This is a genomic window from Nocardia sp. NPDC051832, from assembly GCF_040681285.1.
In the GTDB taxonomy this organism is placed as follows: Bacteria; Actinomycetota; Actinomycetes; order Mycobacteriales; family Mycobacteriaceae; genus Nocardia.
In genome coordinates this window covers 1702283-1719909 of record NZ_JBFAYL010000002.1, presented here as the reverse complement: position 1 = coordinate 1719909, position 17627 = coordinate 1702283, and the positions used below count along the sequence as shown (strand labels likewise).

General features: G+C 71.1%; 6 protein-coding genes. 2 read left to right on the top strand and 4 right to left on the bottom strand.

Annotated elements, in window-relative coordinates; translation table 11 throughout:
• Positions 1-48: 48 nt before the first annotated feature.
• Positions 49-14010, bottom strand: coding sequence for an amino acid adenylation domain-containing protein (locus AB0M14_RS17565; RefSeq protein WP_364995535.1), 13962 nt, complete (start codon positions 14008-14010; stop codon positions 49-51).
• Positions 14011-14574: 564 nt separating this feature from the next.
• On the opposite strand from AB0M14_RS17565, the gene AB0M14_RS17560 reads away from it, so the two are divergent.
• Positions 14575-15642, top strand: a complete 1068-nt coding sequence (locus AB0M14_RS17560) for a hypothetical protein (protein ID WP_364995532.1) — start codon at positions 14575-14577, stop codon at positions 15640-15642.
• Here AB0M14_RS17560 and AB0M14_RS17555 read toward each other — a convergent pair.
• Positions 15614-15940 carry a hypothetical protein gene (locus AB0M14_RS17555; protein ID WP_364995530.1) on the bottom strand — a complete coding sequence of 109 codons (327 nt, stop codon included), beginning with the start codon at positions 15938-15940 and terminating at the stop codon, positions 15614-15616. The genes AB0M14_RS17560 and AB0M14_RS17555 overlap by 29 nt on opposite strands.
• A gap of 168 nt (positions 15941-16108) precedes the next feature.
• On the opposite strand from AB0M14_RS17555, the gene AB0M14_RS17550 reads away from it, so the two are divergent.
• Positions 16109-16444 (top strand): RNA polymerase-binding protein RbpA, encoded by a 336-nt coding sequence (locus AB0M14_RS17550; RefSeq protein WP_209892151.1) that lies wholly within the window; start codon positions 16109-16111, stop codon positions 16442-16444.
• Positions 16445-16616: 172 nt separating this feature from the next.
• Here the strand turns inward: AB0M14_RS17550 and AB0M14_RS17545 are convergent, their stop codons facing one another.
• Together AB0M14_RS17545 and AB0M14_RS17540 are read right to left on the bottom strand one after the other, a co-directional pair.
• A complete protein-coding gene (locus AB0M14_RS17545) occupies positions 16617-16775 on the bottom strand; it encodes a hypothetical protein (protein WP_364995528.1) in 159 nt (52 codons plus the stop codon).
• The gene (locus tag AB0M14_RS17540) at positions 16772-17587 is read right to left on the bottom strand and encodes an ABC transporter permease (RefSeq protein WP_364995870.1); all 816 of its coding nucleotides are present in this window, start codon (positions 17585-17587) and stop codon (positions 16772-16774) included. Before AB0M14_RS17540 ends, AB0M14_RS17545 begins: the two co-directional genes overlap by 4 nt.
• Positions 17588-17627: the final 40 nt, after the last annotated feature.

Below are 17627 nucleotides of genomic sequence, written 5' to 3'. Positions count from 1 at the left end.
CGAACCTCTTTGCGGAAAGCCTAAGCGGCCCAATGGTTTGTCGGTTACTCACGGGGTGGACGGCAGCGGCGCGGCCTCCGGATCGGGGAAGAAGCCGGATTCGATGAACGCCCGCACGTAGGCGTCCAGGGCCGCGGCGTCGACCCTCGGACAGTCCAGCCCGTGCCAGGCCAGCTGGGCTCGAGTCCCGGCGTCGGACACCTGGTAGGCGGTGCCGCCGTAATTGCCGCTGACCAGCGCCGCGCGCACCAGCGAGTCGTCGCCGTCGGCGTCGCGCGCGGCGGCTTCCTCGGCGAGCCGGGCCGCGATCTGCTCGATCGGGGCGATCCGCACCGGAATGCCGTTGCGGCGCAAGGCTTCGAACACTTCGCCCACCGGCACCGGTTCGGCGTTCAGCAGGTGATAGGCGGCCCCGACGGCCGGCTTGGCGGCCAGCGCCACGATCGCGGCGACCACATAGTTCACCGGCGCCAGCTGCTGGGCGAAGTCGCCGGTCTCGGGTGCGAGCCCGAGAATGGCGGCCGCCCGGATCATGTTCCAGAACGAGTCGTCGGCGCTGTTCACGCCGATCTCGGGATCGCCGGAGATGATGCCGGGCCGGTAGATGCTGACCGGCACGCCCCGCTGACCCGCGCGGCGCACGAGTTGCTCGGCCACCCATTTGCTGGCCACGTACCCGTTCGGGGAGACCTCGCTCGCGTCCAGCACGGTGTCTTCGCCGGCGTGGAAATCCGGTCCGGGAGCGACCGGCACGACCGTGTTCACCGTGGACACGAAGTGCACCGGCTTGACCCGGCCGGTGGTGGCCAGCCGCAGCACCGCGCGGGTGCCCTCCACATTGGCCGCCCGTAGTCGCCCGTACGGCTCGATGTGGTTGACGCGCGCGCCGTTGTGGTAGATCGCGTCGATCCGGTCGGCCAGCCGAGCGTAGTCGGCCGGGTCGAGTCCGAGCTCCGGCGCGGCCAGATCACCGGTGACGGCGACGATCCGGCCTTCGTGGTGCGGATGCCAGATGCCGTACTTCTCCAGCGCGGCGCGAATCCGCTGCTGCGCCTGCTCGTTTCCGTCGGCGCGCACCAGGCACCAGACCGTGGCCGCGGTGGTCGACAGGAGTTCCGCGAGCAGGTGCGCCCCCAGGAATCCGGTCGCGCCGGTGAGCAGGATCTGGCGGGCGGGCCCCCGGTTCGCGGGCGCGCGACCGGCCACGTCGATGTCCGCGTCGAGCACCGCGTCGGCGGCGATCAGCACGGCGTCGTCGTCCAGCGGCGTCGCGGCCGCCTGCTCCGGATCGGTCAGGCGGGCGGCCAGGCCGCGCACGGTGGGCGCGGTGAACAGCGCCGCCATCGGGACATCCGCGCCGAGGTGCGCGGACAGGGCCCGCTGCAGGGTGAACGCCAGCAACGAGGTGCCGCCGAGTTCGAAGAAATCGTCCTCCGCGCCGACCCGATCCAGGCCGAGCACCTCGGCGAAGGCGGCCGCGACCGCCTGTTCGGCCGGGGTGGCCGGTGCGACGAAGTCGCGACCGCGCAGCACCGGCCGCGGCAACGCGCCGCGATCGAGTTTGCCGCTGCTGTTCACCGGGAAGGCGTCCAGCACCATGAAGGCCGCGGGCACCATGTATCCGGGCAGCAGCCCGGCCAGCGCTTCGCGCAGCGTGTCGGCGTCGGCGCCGCCGACCACGTAGGCGACCAATTGGTCACCGGTCTCGGTGGCCGCCACCACGACGACCGCCTGCGTCACCGAAGGCTGTGCCAGCAGCGCGGTTTCGATTTCGCCGAGTTCGATCCGGTGGCCGCGGATCTTGGCCTGGAAGTCGATCCGGCCGAGGTACTCCAGGACGCCGTCGGGGCGGCGGCGCACCAGGTCGCCGGTGCGGTACATCCGCGCGCCGGGCGGGCCGTACGGGTCGGCGACGAACCGATCCGAGGTCAGGTCGGTGCGCGCCAGGTAGCCGCGCGCCAATTGCGTTCCCGCCAGGTACAACTCGCCGACCACGCCGGGCGCGGTCAGGTGCAGCCGGGAGTCCAGCACATAGGTGCGGGTGTTCCACTGCGCCACACCGATCGGCACGGTCGCCCGGTCCTCGACGGAGGCGGGCTGGTAGGTCACCGACACCGCGGCCTCGGTCGGCCCGTAGAGGTTGTGCACGGTGGCGTCGCACAGCACGGCGAAGTCGGCGACGGTGCTGGGCGGCAGCGCCTCACCGATGGCGAATACCGCACGCAGCGAAGCCAATTGGGCCGGCAGCGCGGCGGCGACGAAGACCTGGAGCACCGACGGCACGAAGTCGGTGAGCGTCACCCGGTGGGTGGCGATCAGGTCGGCGATATAGGCCGGATCGCGTTGCCCGCCCGGCGCGGCCAGTACCAGGCGCGCGCCCACCGCCAGCGGCACGAAGAAGCCCCACAGCGAGACGTCGAAGGTGGTCGCCGTCTTCTGCAGGTAGATGTCGGCGGGCCCGATCTCGTACTGGTCGGCCATCCAGGCGACCTGATTGACGATCGCGCCGTGCGAGACCAGCACGCCCTTGGGCCGTCCGGTCGAACCCGAGGTGAACAGCACATAGGCCGGGTGCTCGGGGTGCAGCGGAGCCCGCAGTTCGGCGGACGCCACCGGCGCGCCGGGGAACTGCGACAGATCCAGCTCGTCGAGATCGACGACCCGCACGTCCTCGACCGGAACGGTGCTGCCGCCGGTGGACAGCACCACGACCGGTCGTGCCGTCTCCAGCACATAACCGATCCGGCCGGCCGGATGACTGCGGTCCAGCGGCAGGTACGCGCCGCCCGCGGCGAGCACCGCGTACATCGCGACCACGAGCTCCGGCGAGCGCGGAATCCACAGCGCCACCACCGATTCCGGGCCGATCCCCTGCGCGATCAGGTAGCGCGCCAGCCGGTTGACCCGCGCGTCGAACTCGCGGTAGGTCCAGCTGGTCTGCTCGTGCACCAGCGCCACCGCGTCCGGGGTGGCGGCCGCGGCGCGGCGGTAGCCGTCCAGCAGCAGGCGTTCCGGCACGGCGTACGCGGTGTCGCGGGCCTCGGCCAGCAGTCCCCCGCGTTCGGCGGGATCGAGCAGGTCGATGTCGCCGAGCACCGCGGCGGGGTCGGCGGCGAGGATGCCGAGCAGCCGCACGAAACGGTCGACGAGCACCTGCACGGTGCCGCGGTCGAAGATATCGGAGGCGTAGGTGAGCAGGCCGCCGATCCCCGCGGGCGCGCCGGACTCGTCGTAGGTGTCGCCGATCATCCAGTGCAGGTCGAATTGCGAGACCTCGAGGCCGAAGTCCAGGCCGGACACGGCCAGGCCGGGCAGCCGCAGGTCGGACCGCTCCAGGTTCTGGAACGACAGCGACACCTGGAACAGCGGGTGCCGGCTGCTGGACCGCACGGGGTTGAGCGCGTCCACGATCCGCTCGAACGGCACGTCCGCGTGCGCGAAGGCCTGGATATCGTAATCGCGTTGGCGGGCAAGCAGTTCGGTGAAACTGACGCTCGCGTCGTAGCGGGTGCGGAAGACCAGCGTATTGATGAACTTGCCGATCAGATCGTCGAGCGCGGCGTCCCCGCGACCGGCCACCGGCGCGCCGACGGCGATATCGTCGGTGCCGGTCACCCGGGCCAGCAGCACCGCCAGCGCGGTGTGCACGACCATGAACAGCGTCGCGCCCTGGGCGCGGGCGAGTTCGGCCAGCGCCCGGTGGGTTTCGGCGTCGACGCGCACGTCCACCTGGCCGCCGAGGTTGTCCCGCAGCAGCGGGCGCGGGCGGTCGGCGGGCAGGTCGAGCTGGTCGGCGAGCCCCGCGAGCGCGGTGCGCCAGTAGGCGATCTGCTGTGCCGCAACCGATTCCGGATCGTCCTCGGTGCCGAGCACGGCCCGCTGCCAGAGGCTGTAGTCGGCGTACTGCACCGGCAGCGGCGGCCAGCCGGGGGCGGTCCCGGCACTGCGGGCCGCGTAGGCGGTCATCAGGTCGCGGGTGAGCGGCGCCAGCGAGGAGCCGTCGGCGGCGATGTGGTGCACCACCAGGGCCAGCACGAACTCGTCGCCGCCGAGCTCGAACACGGCGACCTCGATCGGCACCCGGCTGGTCAGGTCGAACTGCGTCCGGGCCAGCGCCAGCACGGCCTCGGCCGCCCCGGCCGGATCGACCCGCTCGACGCGCACCCGCACATCGGCCTGCTCCGGCGACAGGATCACCTGGGTGGCCGTTTCCGCGCCGCCGTCGACGTAGGGGTAGACGGTGCGCAGGATCTCGTGCCGGGCGACCAGGTCGGCGATCGCGGCGCGCAGCGCGGCCACGTCCACGGCGCCGCTCAACCGCACCGCCATCGGCACGTTGTAGGTCACCGAGCCGGTGTCCAGCTGGTTGAGCAGCCACATGCCCTGCTGTCCCAGCGACAGCGGAATGTGCTCCGGGCGCGGGCCGGCGGTGATCGCGGGGCGGCCGCTGCCGGCGGTCTGCGCGGCGAGCCGGGCCGCGAGCGCGGTCACCGTCGACGCCTCGAACAGCAGGCGCACCGGAATCCGGGCGTCGGCCGCGCTGCCCAGCCGGGCGACCAGCCGGGTGGCGATCAGCGAATTGCCGCCCAGTTCGAAGAAGTCGTCGTCGGCCCCGACCGGCGCCGCGGGCGCGAGCAGATCGGTGAACACCGTCGCGACCAGCTCTTCCCAGTGCCCGGCCGGCGCACGGAAAGCCTTGGTGCGCAGGACCGGTGCGGGCAGCGCCGCCCGGTCGAGCTTGCCGACCGGGGTCAGCGGGATCGACTCGAGCACCATGACGGTGGCCGGCACCATGTGCGCGGGCAGGCTGCGCGCGGCGTGCGCGATCAGGTCGTCCGGGTCGGCCGTGGCGCCAGGTGCGGCGCGCACATAGGAGACCAGAATCGTGGCGTCCCCGGCGGTTTCGTAACCGGTGGTGACCGCGAAGTCGACGGTGTCGTGCGCGGTCAGCACCGCGTCGATCTCGCCGAGCTCGATCCGGAAACCGCGAATCTTGACCTGGAAATCGTTGCGGCCCAGATATTCCAGTTCCCCCGCGGCGGTGCGCCGGACCAGGTCACCGGTGCGGTAGAGCCGAGATCCACTGTGGTCGAACGGGTTCGGCACGAACCGGGCGGCGGTCAACGCAGGCCGCTCGTGATAGCCGCGCGCCACTTGCGCACCGGCGATATAGAGCTCGCCGACCGCGTGGCCGGGAACCGGCGCGAGCCACTCGTCCAGCACGTATTCCGTGATGGCGCGGATCGGGCCGCCGATGGTGACGGTCTCCCCCGGCGTCATCGGTGCGCTGATGTTGGTCATGATGGTGGTCTCGGTCGGGCCGTACCCGTTGTAGAACTCCCGGGTGCGGTGACCGGCGATCGGAATCACCCAGCGCCGCACCAACTCCGGCGGACAGGCTTCGCCACCGGCGACCACGACCCGCAGCTGGTCCAGACCGGCGGGATCGACCGAAGCCAGCGCCGCGGGCGTGATGAACGCATGGGTGACCCGTTCCCGGCGCAGCAGCGCCGCCAGGTCCTCGCCGCCGTACACCGACGGCGCGGCCACCACCATGGTCGCCCCGCCGCCGATCGCCAGCAGCAACTCCAGCACAGACGCGTCGAACGAGGGCGAGGCGAAATGCAGGGTGCGAGCCCCGCCCGCCACCCGATAGCGCTCCCGCTGCTCGGCGCAGAAACTCGCCAGGCCCGCCTGGGTGACGACGACGCCCTTGGGCGTGCCGGTCGACCCGGAGGTGTAGATGACGTAGGCCGGGTGCTCGGCGCGCAGCGGCCGGACCCGATCCGCGTCGGTCACCGGCGCGGCGGAGTAGTCGTCGAGCAGGCCGGGCGCGTCCATGGTCAGCCACGACACCGCATCGGGCAGGTCGTCGCGCACCTCGGCCACCGTAAGTCCCAGTACCGCACGGGAATCGGTGACCAGATGACGCACCCGCTCGGCGGGATAGTTCGGATCCACCGGCACGAATCCGGCGCCGGTCTTGGCGACCGCCCACACCGCGAGCACCGATTCGACCGAGCGCGGAACGCCGATCGCGACCAGGTCCTCCGGGCCGACGCCCTGCGCGATCAGCAGCCGGGCCAGGCGGGTGGAGCGCTCGTCGAGGTCGGGATAGGACACCTCGGCGAGCTGTTCGACGGCGTCGGCGTAGCTCACCGCGCGGCCATCGGGGTTGTCGTGCACGGCCCGGGCCAGCAGGTCCGGCAGCAACAGCGCCTCCGCCGCCGTGGTCCGGGCGGCGGGCGCGCTGCTCAGCGCGCGCTCCCGTTCGGCCGCGCCGAGGATGTCGATGCCGCCGACGACGGCGTGCGGGTCGGCCGCGACCGCGGTCAGGACGCGGACCAGCCGCGCGAGCAGGCTCTCGACGGTGACCGGATCGAAGAGCTCGGTCGCATACGTGACGGCCAGGCCCAGCTCGCCGGGCGAGCCGTCCGCGTCCTGGCGCGGGTCGATGATCACCTGGAGATCGAACTTCGCCGCCGCCGCGCCGGTGTCCACCGCGGAAACGGTCAGTCCGGACAGCTCCAGCGTGGGCTGTTCGGTGTTCTGGAACGACAGCATCACCTGGAACGGCGGGACGCCCGCGTGTTCGCGGGCGGACGGAATCAGCTCGACGACCCGCTCGAACGGCAGATCGGCGTTGGCGAACGCGGCAAGATCGGTATCGCGTACCTGGTCCAGCAACGCGGTGAACGCCGCACCCCGGTCGACGCCGACGCGCAGCGTCAACGTGTTCACGAACATGCCGACCAGATCGTCCAGGTCGGCCGCGCCGCGCCCGGCGATCGGGGTGCCCACGGCGATGTCCGAGCCGCCGGACAGCCGGGCCAGCAACGTAGCGACCGCCGCGTGCACGACCATGAACAAGGTCGCGTTGCGCTCGCGCGCGAGACCGGCGAGTCCCGCGTGCACCGGTGCGGGCACGATCGCACCGACCGTCGCGCCCCGCAGCGAGGCACGGGCCGAGCGCGGCCGGTCCAGCGGCAGTTGCGCCGCGTCCCACACACCGGCCAGCTGGTCCCGCCAGTACGCGGCTTGCTGTGCGGCCGGGGAACTTTCGTCGTCCTCCGCGCCGAGCACGGCGCGCTGCCAGATCGCGAAGTCGGCGTACTGCACCGGGAGCGGAGCCCAGCCCGGCGCGGCCCCCGCGGTCCGCGCGAGATAGGCGGTCGCCAGATCCCGGGCCAGTGGCGCGAGGGAGACGCCGTCCGCGGAGATGTGGTGCGCGACGAGCACGAGCAGGTGTTCGCCGGCGGCCGGGTCGGTGAACAGCCGGATCCGCACCGGCGGGTGCGCGGTGACGTCGAACCCGGCCGTCACCAGCGCAGCGATGCGATCGTGGTCGTCGACCGGTCCGGTCTCGACATCCAGACCGGCGGGCAGCGCCTGCCGCACCGGCAGGATCTCCTGCCGGGCTGCGCCGTCGCCGCCGTGCGCCGGGAACCTGGTGCGCAGCGCCTCGTGCCGTTCCAGCACATCGGCGACGGCCTGGCCGAGGGCGGGCACGTCCAGCGCGCCGGTCAGCCGGAGCGCGAACGGCAGGTTGTAGGCGGCCGATTCGATGTCGACCTGGTTGAGCACCCACATCCGGTGCTGGGCCAGCGACAGCGGAACCACGTCCGGGCGGGTGACCGGGACCAGCGCCGGACGGTCCACTCCGGCAGTCGAATTCGGTTCGATCCGGGCCGCCAGCTCGGCCACCACGGGTGCGTCGAACAGCAGGCGAACCGGCACGCGCGCCGCCAGCGCCGCACTCAGCCGGGCCACCACCTGGGTGGCGACCAGCGAGTTGCCGCCGAGGGCGAAGAAGTCGTCGTCGGCCCCGACCCGCTCCTGGCCGAGCACCTCGGCGAACACCGCGGCCACGACCCGTTCGGTCGCCGTGCTCGGCGCCCGGAACTCGGTGCCGGCGAAGGCCGGTCGCGGCAGCGCGCGCCGGTCCAGCTTGCCCGCGCTGTTCAGCGGCAGCTCGGCCAGCACGACGAGCGCGGCCGGCACCATGTAGGCGGGCAGGGTCCGGGCCAGCGCCGCCAGCACGGCCGGCGTTTCGATGGCCTGGCCCGGGGCGGGCACCGCGTAGCCGACCAGATTGTCGTCGAGCACCAGCGCCACGGCCTGGCCGATCGACGGCTGGTCCAGCAGCGCGGTCTCGATCTCGCCGAGCTCGATGCGCTGACCGCGCAGCTTCACCTGGAAGTCGGTGCGGCCCAGGTATTCCAGCGCGCCCGAATCCCGCCAGACCACCAGGTCGCCGGTCCGGTACATCCGCTCGCCGCTGCCGAACGGCGCGGCCACGAAGCGCTCCGCGCTCAGGTCCGGCCGGGCCAGATAGCCGCGGGCCAGCTGGTCGCCGGCCAGATAGAGTTCGCCGGCGACCCCGGCGGGCACCGGGCGCAGCCGCGAATCCAGCACGTAGACACGGGTATTCCAGACCGGACGGCCGATCGGCACGGTGTCGGGCTCGCTGCCGTCGGCCGGCCACCGGGTGACCACGATCGCGGCCTCGGTCGGGCCGTAGACGTTGTGCACGGCGGCCTCGGAGATCGCGCGCAGCGCGCGCACGGTCTGCGGCGGCAGCGCCTCGCCTCCGGCGAGCACCGTCCGCAGCGTGGGCAGCGCGCCCGGCGCGGTGTGCGCGGCCAGCACCGCCAGCATGGACGGGACGATGTCGGTGGCGGTCACCCGTTGCGCGGCAATGGTTTCGGCGAGGTACTCCGCGTCGCGGTGACCGTCGTGGGTGGCCAGCACGAGCTTCGCGCCCAGCCGCAGCGGCAGGTAGTAGCCGTAGAGCGACATGTCGAAGGTGGCGGGCGTGCGCTGTAGATACACCTCGTCGGGGCCGAAGCCGTATTCGTCGAGGATCCAGGCGAGATGATTGCCGATGGCGCGGTGCGACACCGCGACGCCCTTGGGGCGGCCGGTGGAGCCCGAGGTGAACAGGACGTAGGCCAGGTTGTCGGGGCGCACCGGCGCCACCAGCTCGCCCGGCCGGACCGGCGCGCCGTCGAAATGCGCCGCGTCCCCGGCGTCGAGATCCAGGACGGGGAGACCGTCCGGGACCGGGACCGTGTCGGCGGCCCGGGTGAGCACGCAGGCCAGCCCGGCGGCATCCAGGACGTGCCCGATGCGCTCGGCCGGATGGTCCGGGTCCAGCGGGACATAGGCCGCGCCGGTGGTACCGACCGCGTACATCGCCACGACCAGGTCCAGCGACCGCCGCAGCGCCAGGCCGACCCGCGATTCCGCGCCGATGCCGCGCGAGATCAACAGTCGCGCAAGCTGATTGACGCGCTCGTCGAACTCCCGATAGGTCAGCTCGGCACCCTCCTGGACCACCGCGACCCGATCCGGATACGCCTGCGCCGCCCGCCGGTAGGCCGACAGCAGCAGCTCCGGCTCGACCGGATGCCGGGTGTCGTTCCACTCCAGCAGGATTCGGTCCTGCTCGGCGGCGCCGAGCAGGATGTCGATCTCGCCGACCCGCGTACCCGGATCGCCGAGCAGCGCCTCGATCACCTGGATCATCCGCGCGGCAAGGACTTCCACTTCACCGGCGACGAAACCGGCGCGGTACTTCCAGGTCAGCTCGATCGTCTCGGCCGCCGTCACCAGCAGGGTCAGCGGGTAGTGCGTCTCGTCGCGCAGACCGACGCCGGTCACCGACATGCCGTCCACCGTGTCGGCGGCGGCGATCGCCTCCCGATCGATCGGGTAGGACTCGAAGACCAGCAGCGTGTCGAATTGTGCCGCGGCCCCGGCGATCCGGGCGATATCGGGCAGACCGAGATGATGGTGGTCCAGCAGCTCGGCCTGCTCGGCCTGCAACGTACGCAGCAGCTGCTCGCCGGTCAGCCCGGCGTCAACACGCACCCGCACCGGGAGCGTGTTGACGAACAACCCGACCATCGATTCCACGCCGGGCAGCTCGGCCGGCCGGCCGGAGACGGTGGTGCCGAACACCACGTCCTCCCGGCCGGTGAGCCGCCCGAGCAGGAGGCCGAGCGCGGCTTGCAGCACCGTGTTCACGGTGACGCCGAGCCCGGCGGCGCGCTGGGCGATCCGCTGGGTCGCCTCGGCATCGATCTCGGTGACGAAGCTGCCGGGCAGACCGGTCCGCCCCCGCGGCGCAAGCACCGTCGGCTCCCGCACGCCCGCCAGCGCCCGCTCCCAGGCGCGCCGCGACTCGTCCTGGTCGCGATCGGCCAGCCAGCTCAGGAAGGTGCGGTAGGACGGGACCCGCCCCAGCGCGGCCTGGTCGCCCCGGGTCGCGTACAGCACCAGCACATCTCGCATCAGCAACGGCATCGACCAGCCGTCCAGCAGGATGTGATGGGTGGTGATCACCAGATGCCACTGCTCGGTCCGGTACAGCGTGAACCGCAGCAGCGGCGCGGCCGACATGTCGAAGCGCGTCTCGCGTTCGGCCTCGACCGCCCGCCGGAGTTCCGCGAGCCGGTCGGATTCGGGCAGGTGCCGCAGGTCGACCTCGCGCCAGGGCGCCTCGACCCGGTCCAGCACCAGCTGCACGGCGCGGCCGCCGGCATCGGCGCCGAAGGCGGCGCGCAGGTTCGGGTAGCGGTCCAGCAGCGCCTGCGCGGCGATCCGGAGCCGCTCGACGTCCACCGCACCGCCCAGGTCCACCGTGGCCTGGGTGGTGTAGACGTCGACCTCGGACTCGGTGAGCTGGGTGTGGAACAGCAGACCGGACTGCAACGGCGAGAGCGGCCACACGTCCGAAAGCCCCGGGTAGTCCCGTTCCCACTGTTCGATATCGGCCTGGCCGGCTGGCACCAGCGGCAGATCCGAGGGAGTCAGGCCGCCAGATTCCGGTCGGCCGGCATGCTCGGCGAGCGCGTGCAGCGCGGCCACCCACAGGTCCGCGAACCGCTGCACCTGCTCCCGCGACAGCAGCCCGGCCGGGAAGGCGAAGGACGCGCCCAGCTCCGGCCCGTCCGGGCCGTCGGTGACGATGGCGTTGATGTCGAGCACCCCGTTGGCCGGCATGTCCGGATCCAGCGCGGCGTCCAGCCGGCCCAGATCCGCGACCGGCGTCCAGCCCACCGCGCTGAGTTCGGCCGGGATATCGCCGGTCGACATGCGACCCAGGTAGTTGAAGCCGATCTGGCCGGCCGCGCCGAGGGTATCGGCGGTTTCCGGGTTCAGATAGCGCAGCAGGCCGTAGCCGAGCCCCTTGTCGGGGATGGCCAGCAGCTGTTCCTTCACCGCTTTGACGGTGTCGCCCATGGCTTTTCCGGCCCCGAACGCCCCGTCGACGTCGATGCCCGCGAGGTCGAGCCGGATCGGGTAGGCGCTGGTGAACCAGCCGACGGTGCGCGCGAGATCCGCGCCCGGCACCAGGTCCGCTTCGCGGCCGTGGCCTTCCAGCTTGATCAGCACGGCGTCCTCGCCGCCGCGCCAGGCCCGCACCGCCAGCGCCAGCGCGGCGAGCAGTCCGTCGTTGACGCCGCCGCGATACCGGTCCGGGATCGCGGTCAGCACCGCCTCGGTCACCGCCGGCGGCAGCGTCACCTCGAGGCGATCCACCGTGGCGAAGGTGTCCACGGCGGGATCGAAGGCGCGCGCGCCCAGCACCGGGTCGGGGGTCGCGCACACCTGCCGCCAGAACGGCAGCTGGTCGAGCCGGGCCGGTTCCCGCGCCGCGTCGCGCAGCGCGTGCGCCCAGCGCCGCATCGAGGTGCCGTTGGCGGGCAGCGTCACCGGCTGCCCGGCGGCCAGCTGGGACCAGGCGATGGCGAGGTCGGGAATGACGATCCGCCACGACACGCCGTCGACCACGAAGTGGTGCGCGATGACCAGCAGAACGTCGCTGCGCGCGGCGTCCGCCGGAAACGCGAACCACACGAACTGCAGCATCGCCGCGTTCGCGGGATCGAGCCGGTCCAGCGCCGCGGCGTAGGCGGTGTTCGCCCGCCGCGACAGCTCCGCCTCGTCGATATCGCCGGGTAACTCGACCCGGTGCAACAGTTGCCCGGCGGGCACCGCGCCGGGCGGCAGCGCCTCGAACACCCCGGAATCCCGCACCGTGGCCCGCAGGACGTCATGATGGTCGATGACCGCGTCGAGGGTCGCGACCAGGGTCTGCTGGTCGATGCCGGTGGGCAGCGCCAGCGCCATCGACTGCGAAAAGCGCTGGTAGGAACCGGCACTGGCGAGCGTCGCGGCCAGCAGCGGCGTCGCGCCGATCTCGCCCACCCCGCCGCCGGGCAGTTCGGCCAGCCGGGGCTGCTCGACCGCCGCGGCCCGGGTCGCGCACTCGGCCAGCCCCGCGACGGTGCGCCGGTCGAACACGTCGCGCGCGCTGAACACCACGCCGCGCGCCTTGGCGCGCGCGACCACCTGGATCGACAGGATCGAGTCGCCGCCGAGCGCGAAGAAGGAGTCGTCCGAGCCGACCCGCTCGACACCGAGCACGGCGGCGAACACCTCCGCGATGATCGATTCGACCTCGCCGACCGGCGCCCGGAATTCGGCCGTGGCCAGCACCGGTTCCGGCAGCGCGGCCCGGTCCAGCTTGCCGACCGGGGTCAGCGGAATCTTGTCGAGGACCACGATCGCCGCCGGGACCATGTACTCCGGCAGGCGCTCGGCCAGGAAGCCGGTCAGCTCCGCGATGTCCACCGCCGTCCCGGCGCGCGGCAGCACATAGGCGACGAGAGCTTTGGCGCCCGAGGGCAGCGTCTTGCCCAGTGTCGCCGCGTAATCGATGGCGGGATGGGCGCCGAGCGCGTTGTCGATCTCGCCGAGTTCGATCCGGAAACCGCGAATCTTGACCTGGAAGTCGGTGCGGCCCAGGTATTCCAGCGCGCCGTCGGTTTCGTTGCGGCGCACCAGGTCACCGGTGCGATAGAGCCGGCCGGCGGTCTCGGTGTCGAACGGGTTCGCGACGAAGCGCTCCGCGGTCAGGTCCGGACGACCCGAATACCCCTGGGCCAGCGCAGGTCCCGACAGATACAGCTCACCGGTGACCCCGGCCGGAACCGGCCGCAGCCGCGCGTCCAGCACGTACGCGCCCACACCGGTGAGCGCCGCGCCGATCGTGATCGGCAGGTCCGGGCGCAACTCGCCCAGCGTCGCCCAGATCGTCACCTCGGTGGGGCCGTAGACATTGAGGAAGCGCCGGTCCGGCCGCGCCCAGCGGCCGACCAGCTCGGCGCCGCAGGCCTCGCCGCCGACCGCCACCGTCTCGAGGTCGGTGAGCCCGGCCGGATCCACCGATTCCAGCGCGCCCGGCGTGATGATCGCGTGCGTGACCCGCTCGCGCCGCAACAACTCGGTCAGGTCGGGTCCGCCGGAGGCGTGCGGCGGCGCCACCACCAGCGTCGCCCCGGAGGAGAACGCCAGCAGCAACTCCAGCACCGACGGGTCGAAGTTCGGCGAGCACACGTGCAGCAGCCGCGAACCTTCGCGCACGCCGGTCACCTCGCGGGCGATGGCGACCAATCCGGCCAGACCGGCATGGGTGACCACGACGCCCTTGGGCTTGCCGGTGGAGCCCGAGGTGTAGATCACATAGGCGGCGTGCCGCTCGTCGATCCGGCGCACCCGATCGGTATAGGAAATCGGGTGCGCGGGCTGCGCGGCGGCCTGCGCGGCGTGCGCCGGGTCGTCGAATTCGAGCCACGGCAATTCCGTGCCGAAGATCGGCCGGTGCGCCGTTGTGGTCATGCCGAGGACCGCACCCGAATCGGCGAGAATGTGCGCGATGCGCTCGTCCGGATAGTCGGGGTCCACCGGCACATACGCGGCGCCGGTTTTCGCGATCGACCAGACGGCCAGAACCGATTCGAGACTGCGGGTGATGCCGATCGCTACCACGTCGCCGGCGCCGATCCCACGGGCGATGAGGACCCGTGCCCAGCGCGAGGACAGCTCGTCGAGCTCGCGGTAGGTCAATTCGCGATCGTCTGCGGGAACACCGGTGGGGTTGAACCGGATCGCCGCCGCGTCGGCCGCGGTTTCCACGGCGGCGGTGAGCAGGGTTCCCATGAGCTGACCGACTCTGCGACGACTACCGCTTGCGGACCGACGATTCCTGGCCATCTTCCGGAAAACACCCTCTCACCAAATTCCGCGGCGGTGTGGAACACAGTCGCGGAATATTATTTATATCTACAAAAATTGAATATCGTCCCCATCGAAATTCAATACCGCAAATAACTCGCGGGCATCATGCGCGGATCATACGGATCACGGGTCGCAATTTCTCGTTGCGGCACAGAGTTTTACACTCCGGCAAGGTTGATGATCACCACAACCCGGGGCACCGCGACGCAAGCCTGCTTCGATAGACAACGGCTATCGCATCGCCGAGATGCCGCCCCTCCCGTTCGGAAGCATCTTCGCGAACCGCGCCATTCGCGACGACGACTCCACAACCACCACTACCACCTCAGAACCAGCTCACCGACAGTTACGTAATTCGATTGTCCACTATGCCACGTGGCGCGATACCCGGGTGACAGCGTGCGGGGGCGCTAGCACCCCGGTATGACGGGCGAATGGCGCTCCAGCGGGACGCCCGGGCCGGTGCCGAATTCCTACCGTCGGTGCATGTCCACGATCGAGATCTCTTCCGCAGCACCGGATTCCCCGCTCCCCCGGCACCGCGCTCCGAACCCGCCGCGCGGCCGCGGACCGCTGCATCGCCCGCTGCTGTACATGGTGGTCGCGATGAGTGCGCTGGTGGTGTGCTCGATCGGCGGCGTGCTCTTCGACGACCGGGTGCTGCTCGGCGAATCGGTGTGGGTCAAGCCGCTGAAGTTCGGGTTCGCGTTCGCGCTCTACGGGCTCACGCTGGCGTGGTTGCTGTCGCTGCCGCACCGGGGCTCCCGGGTCACCTGGTGGCTGGGCACGGTCTTCGCGGTCACCGGATTCGCCGACGTCGGTTTCATCGCGGTGCAGGCCGCGCGCGGCACCTACAGCCACTTCAACAACTACGACACCGACGCCGTCAACGTGATCGGCCAGAAGATCTTCATGTCCGGCGTACCCGGCCTGTTCCTCGCGAACCTGGCCATAGTGCTGATCATCGCCTGGCAGCGGGTGGCGGACCGGCCCACCACCCGCGCCATCCAGGCCGGGCTCGCGCTGGCGGTGCTCGGGATGGCGCAGGCCTATCTCATGGGCTTCACCGGCACCCAGCGGGTGCTGGACGCCCAGGGCAACTCGGTGGAGCTCATCGCCGGGCACACCGTGCTCGACGACGCCACGTCCGCCGAGGCCGCCCGGGACAGCGCGGGCCTGCCGGTCATCGGCTGGAGCACCCTCGGCGGCGACCTCCGGATCCCGCATTTCCTCGGGCTGCACGGCATCCAGGTGCTGTTGCTCGCGGTCGTGGTGCTGGCCCGGCTGGCGCCGCGCTACCCCTGGCTGCGGGCCGAACGCACCCGTGCCGCCCTGATCGGCATTCTCGCCCTCGGTTACACCGGCCTGTTCGCGCTGACCTTCTTCCAGGCGATGCGGGCGCAATCGCTGGTGCGTCCGGATGTCATCACCCTGGCCTGCTTCGGCGCCATCGTGGCGGGCACCGGCCTGCTGGGTTACGCGGTGTACCGGCGCGCGGCCGTCGGCAGCCGCGCGGTGGGCGGGCCTAACGCAGGCGCTCGGCGTCTCGCGTGAGATCCACCAGGGTTTTGCTCAGCATCGCCAGTTCCTCGGCGTCGGCGCCCTCCCCGATCGCGGTCGCCACGTCCTCGGCGGCGCAGCGGGCGGCGAACCAGCGGTCGGCGAGGTCCGCGGCCTCCTGCGCGCTGAGCACCACCGAGTCCCCCGGAATCCCCGTGCCCTTCAGGCTGTTGCGGTGTTCGTAGGCGCGTTGACGACAAGATTGACGGCAGTACCGGCGACGGCGCCCGGCCTCCGAATCCACGATCTCCCGCCCACACCACAGGCAGGACGACAGCAAGCGGCGCGACATGAGGCAGAACAGTAACGCCTCGGGTGAGGCGTGGGAAAACCACGACACGCCAACAACTACAATGCTTAGGTTCACGTCGCTGCCAGCGGTGCCGGGAACTAATAGTCACCGGCTGGCCGTTGTACTGATGGTCCAGCGAAGACCCGAGCACACAGGGAGAGGCACACCATGGCAGATCGCGTACTCCGGGGCAGTCGGCTCGGAGCGGTGAGCTACGAGACCGATCGCGACCACGACCTGGCTCCGCGTCGGATCGCCCGGTATCGCACCGACAACGGTGAAGAGTTCGACGTGCCGTTCGCCGACGATGCCGAGATCCCGCCGACCTGGTTGTGCCGTAACGGCCAGGAGGGCACCCTCATGGAGGGCACCACCCAGGAGACCAAGAAGGTCAAGCCGCCGCGCACACACTGGGACATGCTGCTGGAACGCCGCAGCAAGGAAGAGCTCGAGGAGCTGCTCAAGGAGCGCCTCGAACTGCTCAAGACCCGCCGCCGGGCGTAGAAGCAAGTAAAACGAAAAGGCCGCTTCCCTTCGGGGAAGCGGCCTTTCGTTCGAGACAATGCTCTAGTTCTTTGACTTCGCTGGCGCGGGCTCTGCGAGCTTCCGCAGATACGCGCGCAGTTCACGAGTGGACATACTCTCGAGCTTCTCCCTCAGCGTCATAGCGCCTACCTTAGTGCCCTTCCATCCAGTCAGCGATTTCATCCTCTGTGGGCCACTCGATTCCCAGCCGATCCAGGATGACGCGGATGCCGGTCTCGAACTCGGCGAGGCTCAGGATCATATCGTTGATGTCCTGCGAGCTCAGCTCGTTCGGTCCTTCGTTGGTCACCGACTGGCCACCTTGCGGTAGCGCAGCAGGGCGAGCGGCGCGGCGACCAGCAGGATGGCCACCGAACAGCCGATCGCGTACTCGACGCAGTGCTCGGCGGCCCAGCCGGTGGGCGGGGCGAAGCTGGGCGGTGCGCCGTTGTCGAAGAGCTTGCGCCCGGCGGCGGACACCGCTGTGATCGGGTTCCACTCGGCCACGGTGCGCAGCGGGCCGGGCAGCGTCTCGGCGGAGATGAACGCCGAGGAGATGAAGCTGAGCGGGAACAACCAGATCAGCCCGGCGCTCTGGGCCACCTCCACCGTCGGCGACAGCAGGCCGGTCAGCGCGCCTACCCAGGACATGGCGAAGGCGAACAGCAGGATGATGGCGAAGGCCAGCGCCGCGTCGGCGATGCCGCCGTTGATCCGCCAGCCGACCACGTAACCGCAGCCCACCATGACGACCAGGCTCAGGATGTTGACCACCAGATCCGACAGGGTGCGGCCCATCAGCACCGCCATCCGGGACATCGGCAGCGTGCGCATCCGGTCGATGATGCCCTTGTGCAGGTCACCCGCCAGCCCCACCGTGGTGAACGCCGCGTTGAAAGCGACTGTCTGGGTGAAGATTCCGGCGAGCAGGAACTCCCGGTACTGGCTGCCGCCCAGCGAGGCGCCGAAGATGTAGGCGAACAGGAACACGAACATCAGCGGCTGAATGGTCGCGGTCACCAGCAGGGTGGGCACCCGCAGGATCGTCAGCAGGTTCCGGTAGGCGACGATCGCGCTGTCCCGGAAGACCCGCAGGGGCGGGTCGGCGACCTCGGGCGTCATCGCCGATTTCGGCGGCTTGGGCGCGGTCTCCGGGCCCGCT

Coding starts and splice junctions, on each gene's coding strand:
- AB0M14_RS17565 (WP_364995535.1), bottom strand. CDS start 14,010: ATGGGAACCCTGCTCACCGCCGCCGTGGAAACCGCGGCCGACGCGGCG.
- AB0M14_RS17560 (WP_364995532.1), top strand. CDS start 14,575: ATGTCCACGATCGAGATCTCTTCCGCAGCACCGGATTCCCCGCTCCCC.
- AB0M14_RS17555 (WP_364995530.1), bottom strand. CDS start 15,940: ATGTCGCGCCGCTTGCTGTCGTCCTGCCTGTGGTGTGGGCGGGAGATC.
- AB0M14_RS17550 (WP_209892151.1), top strand. CDS start 16,109: ATGGCAGATCGCGTACTCCGGGGCAGTCGGCTCGGAGCGGTGAGCTAC.
- AB0M14_RS17540 (WP_364995870.1), bottom strand. CDS start 17,587: ATGACGCCCGAGGTCGCCGACCCGCCCCTGCGGGTCTTCCGGGACAGC.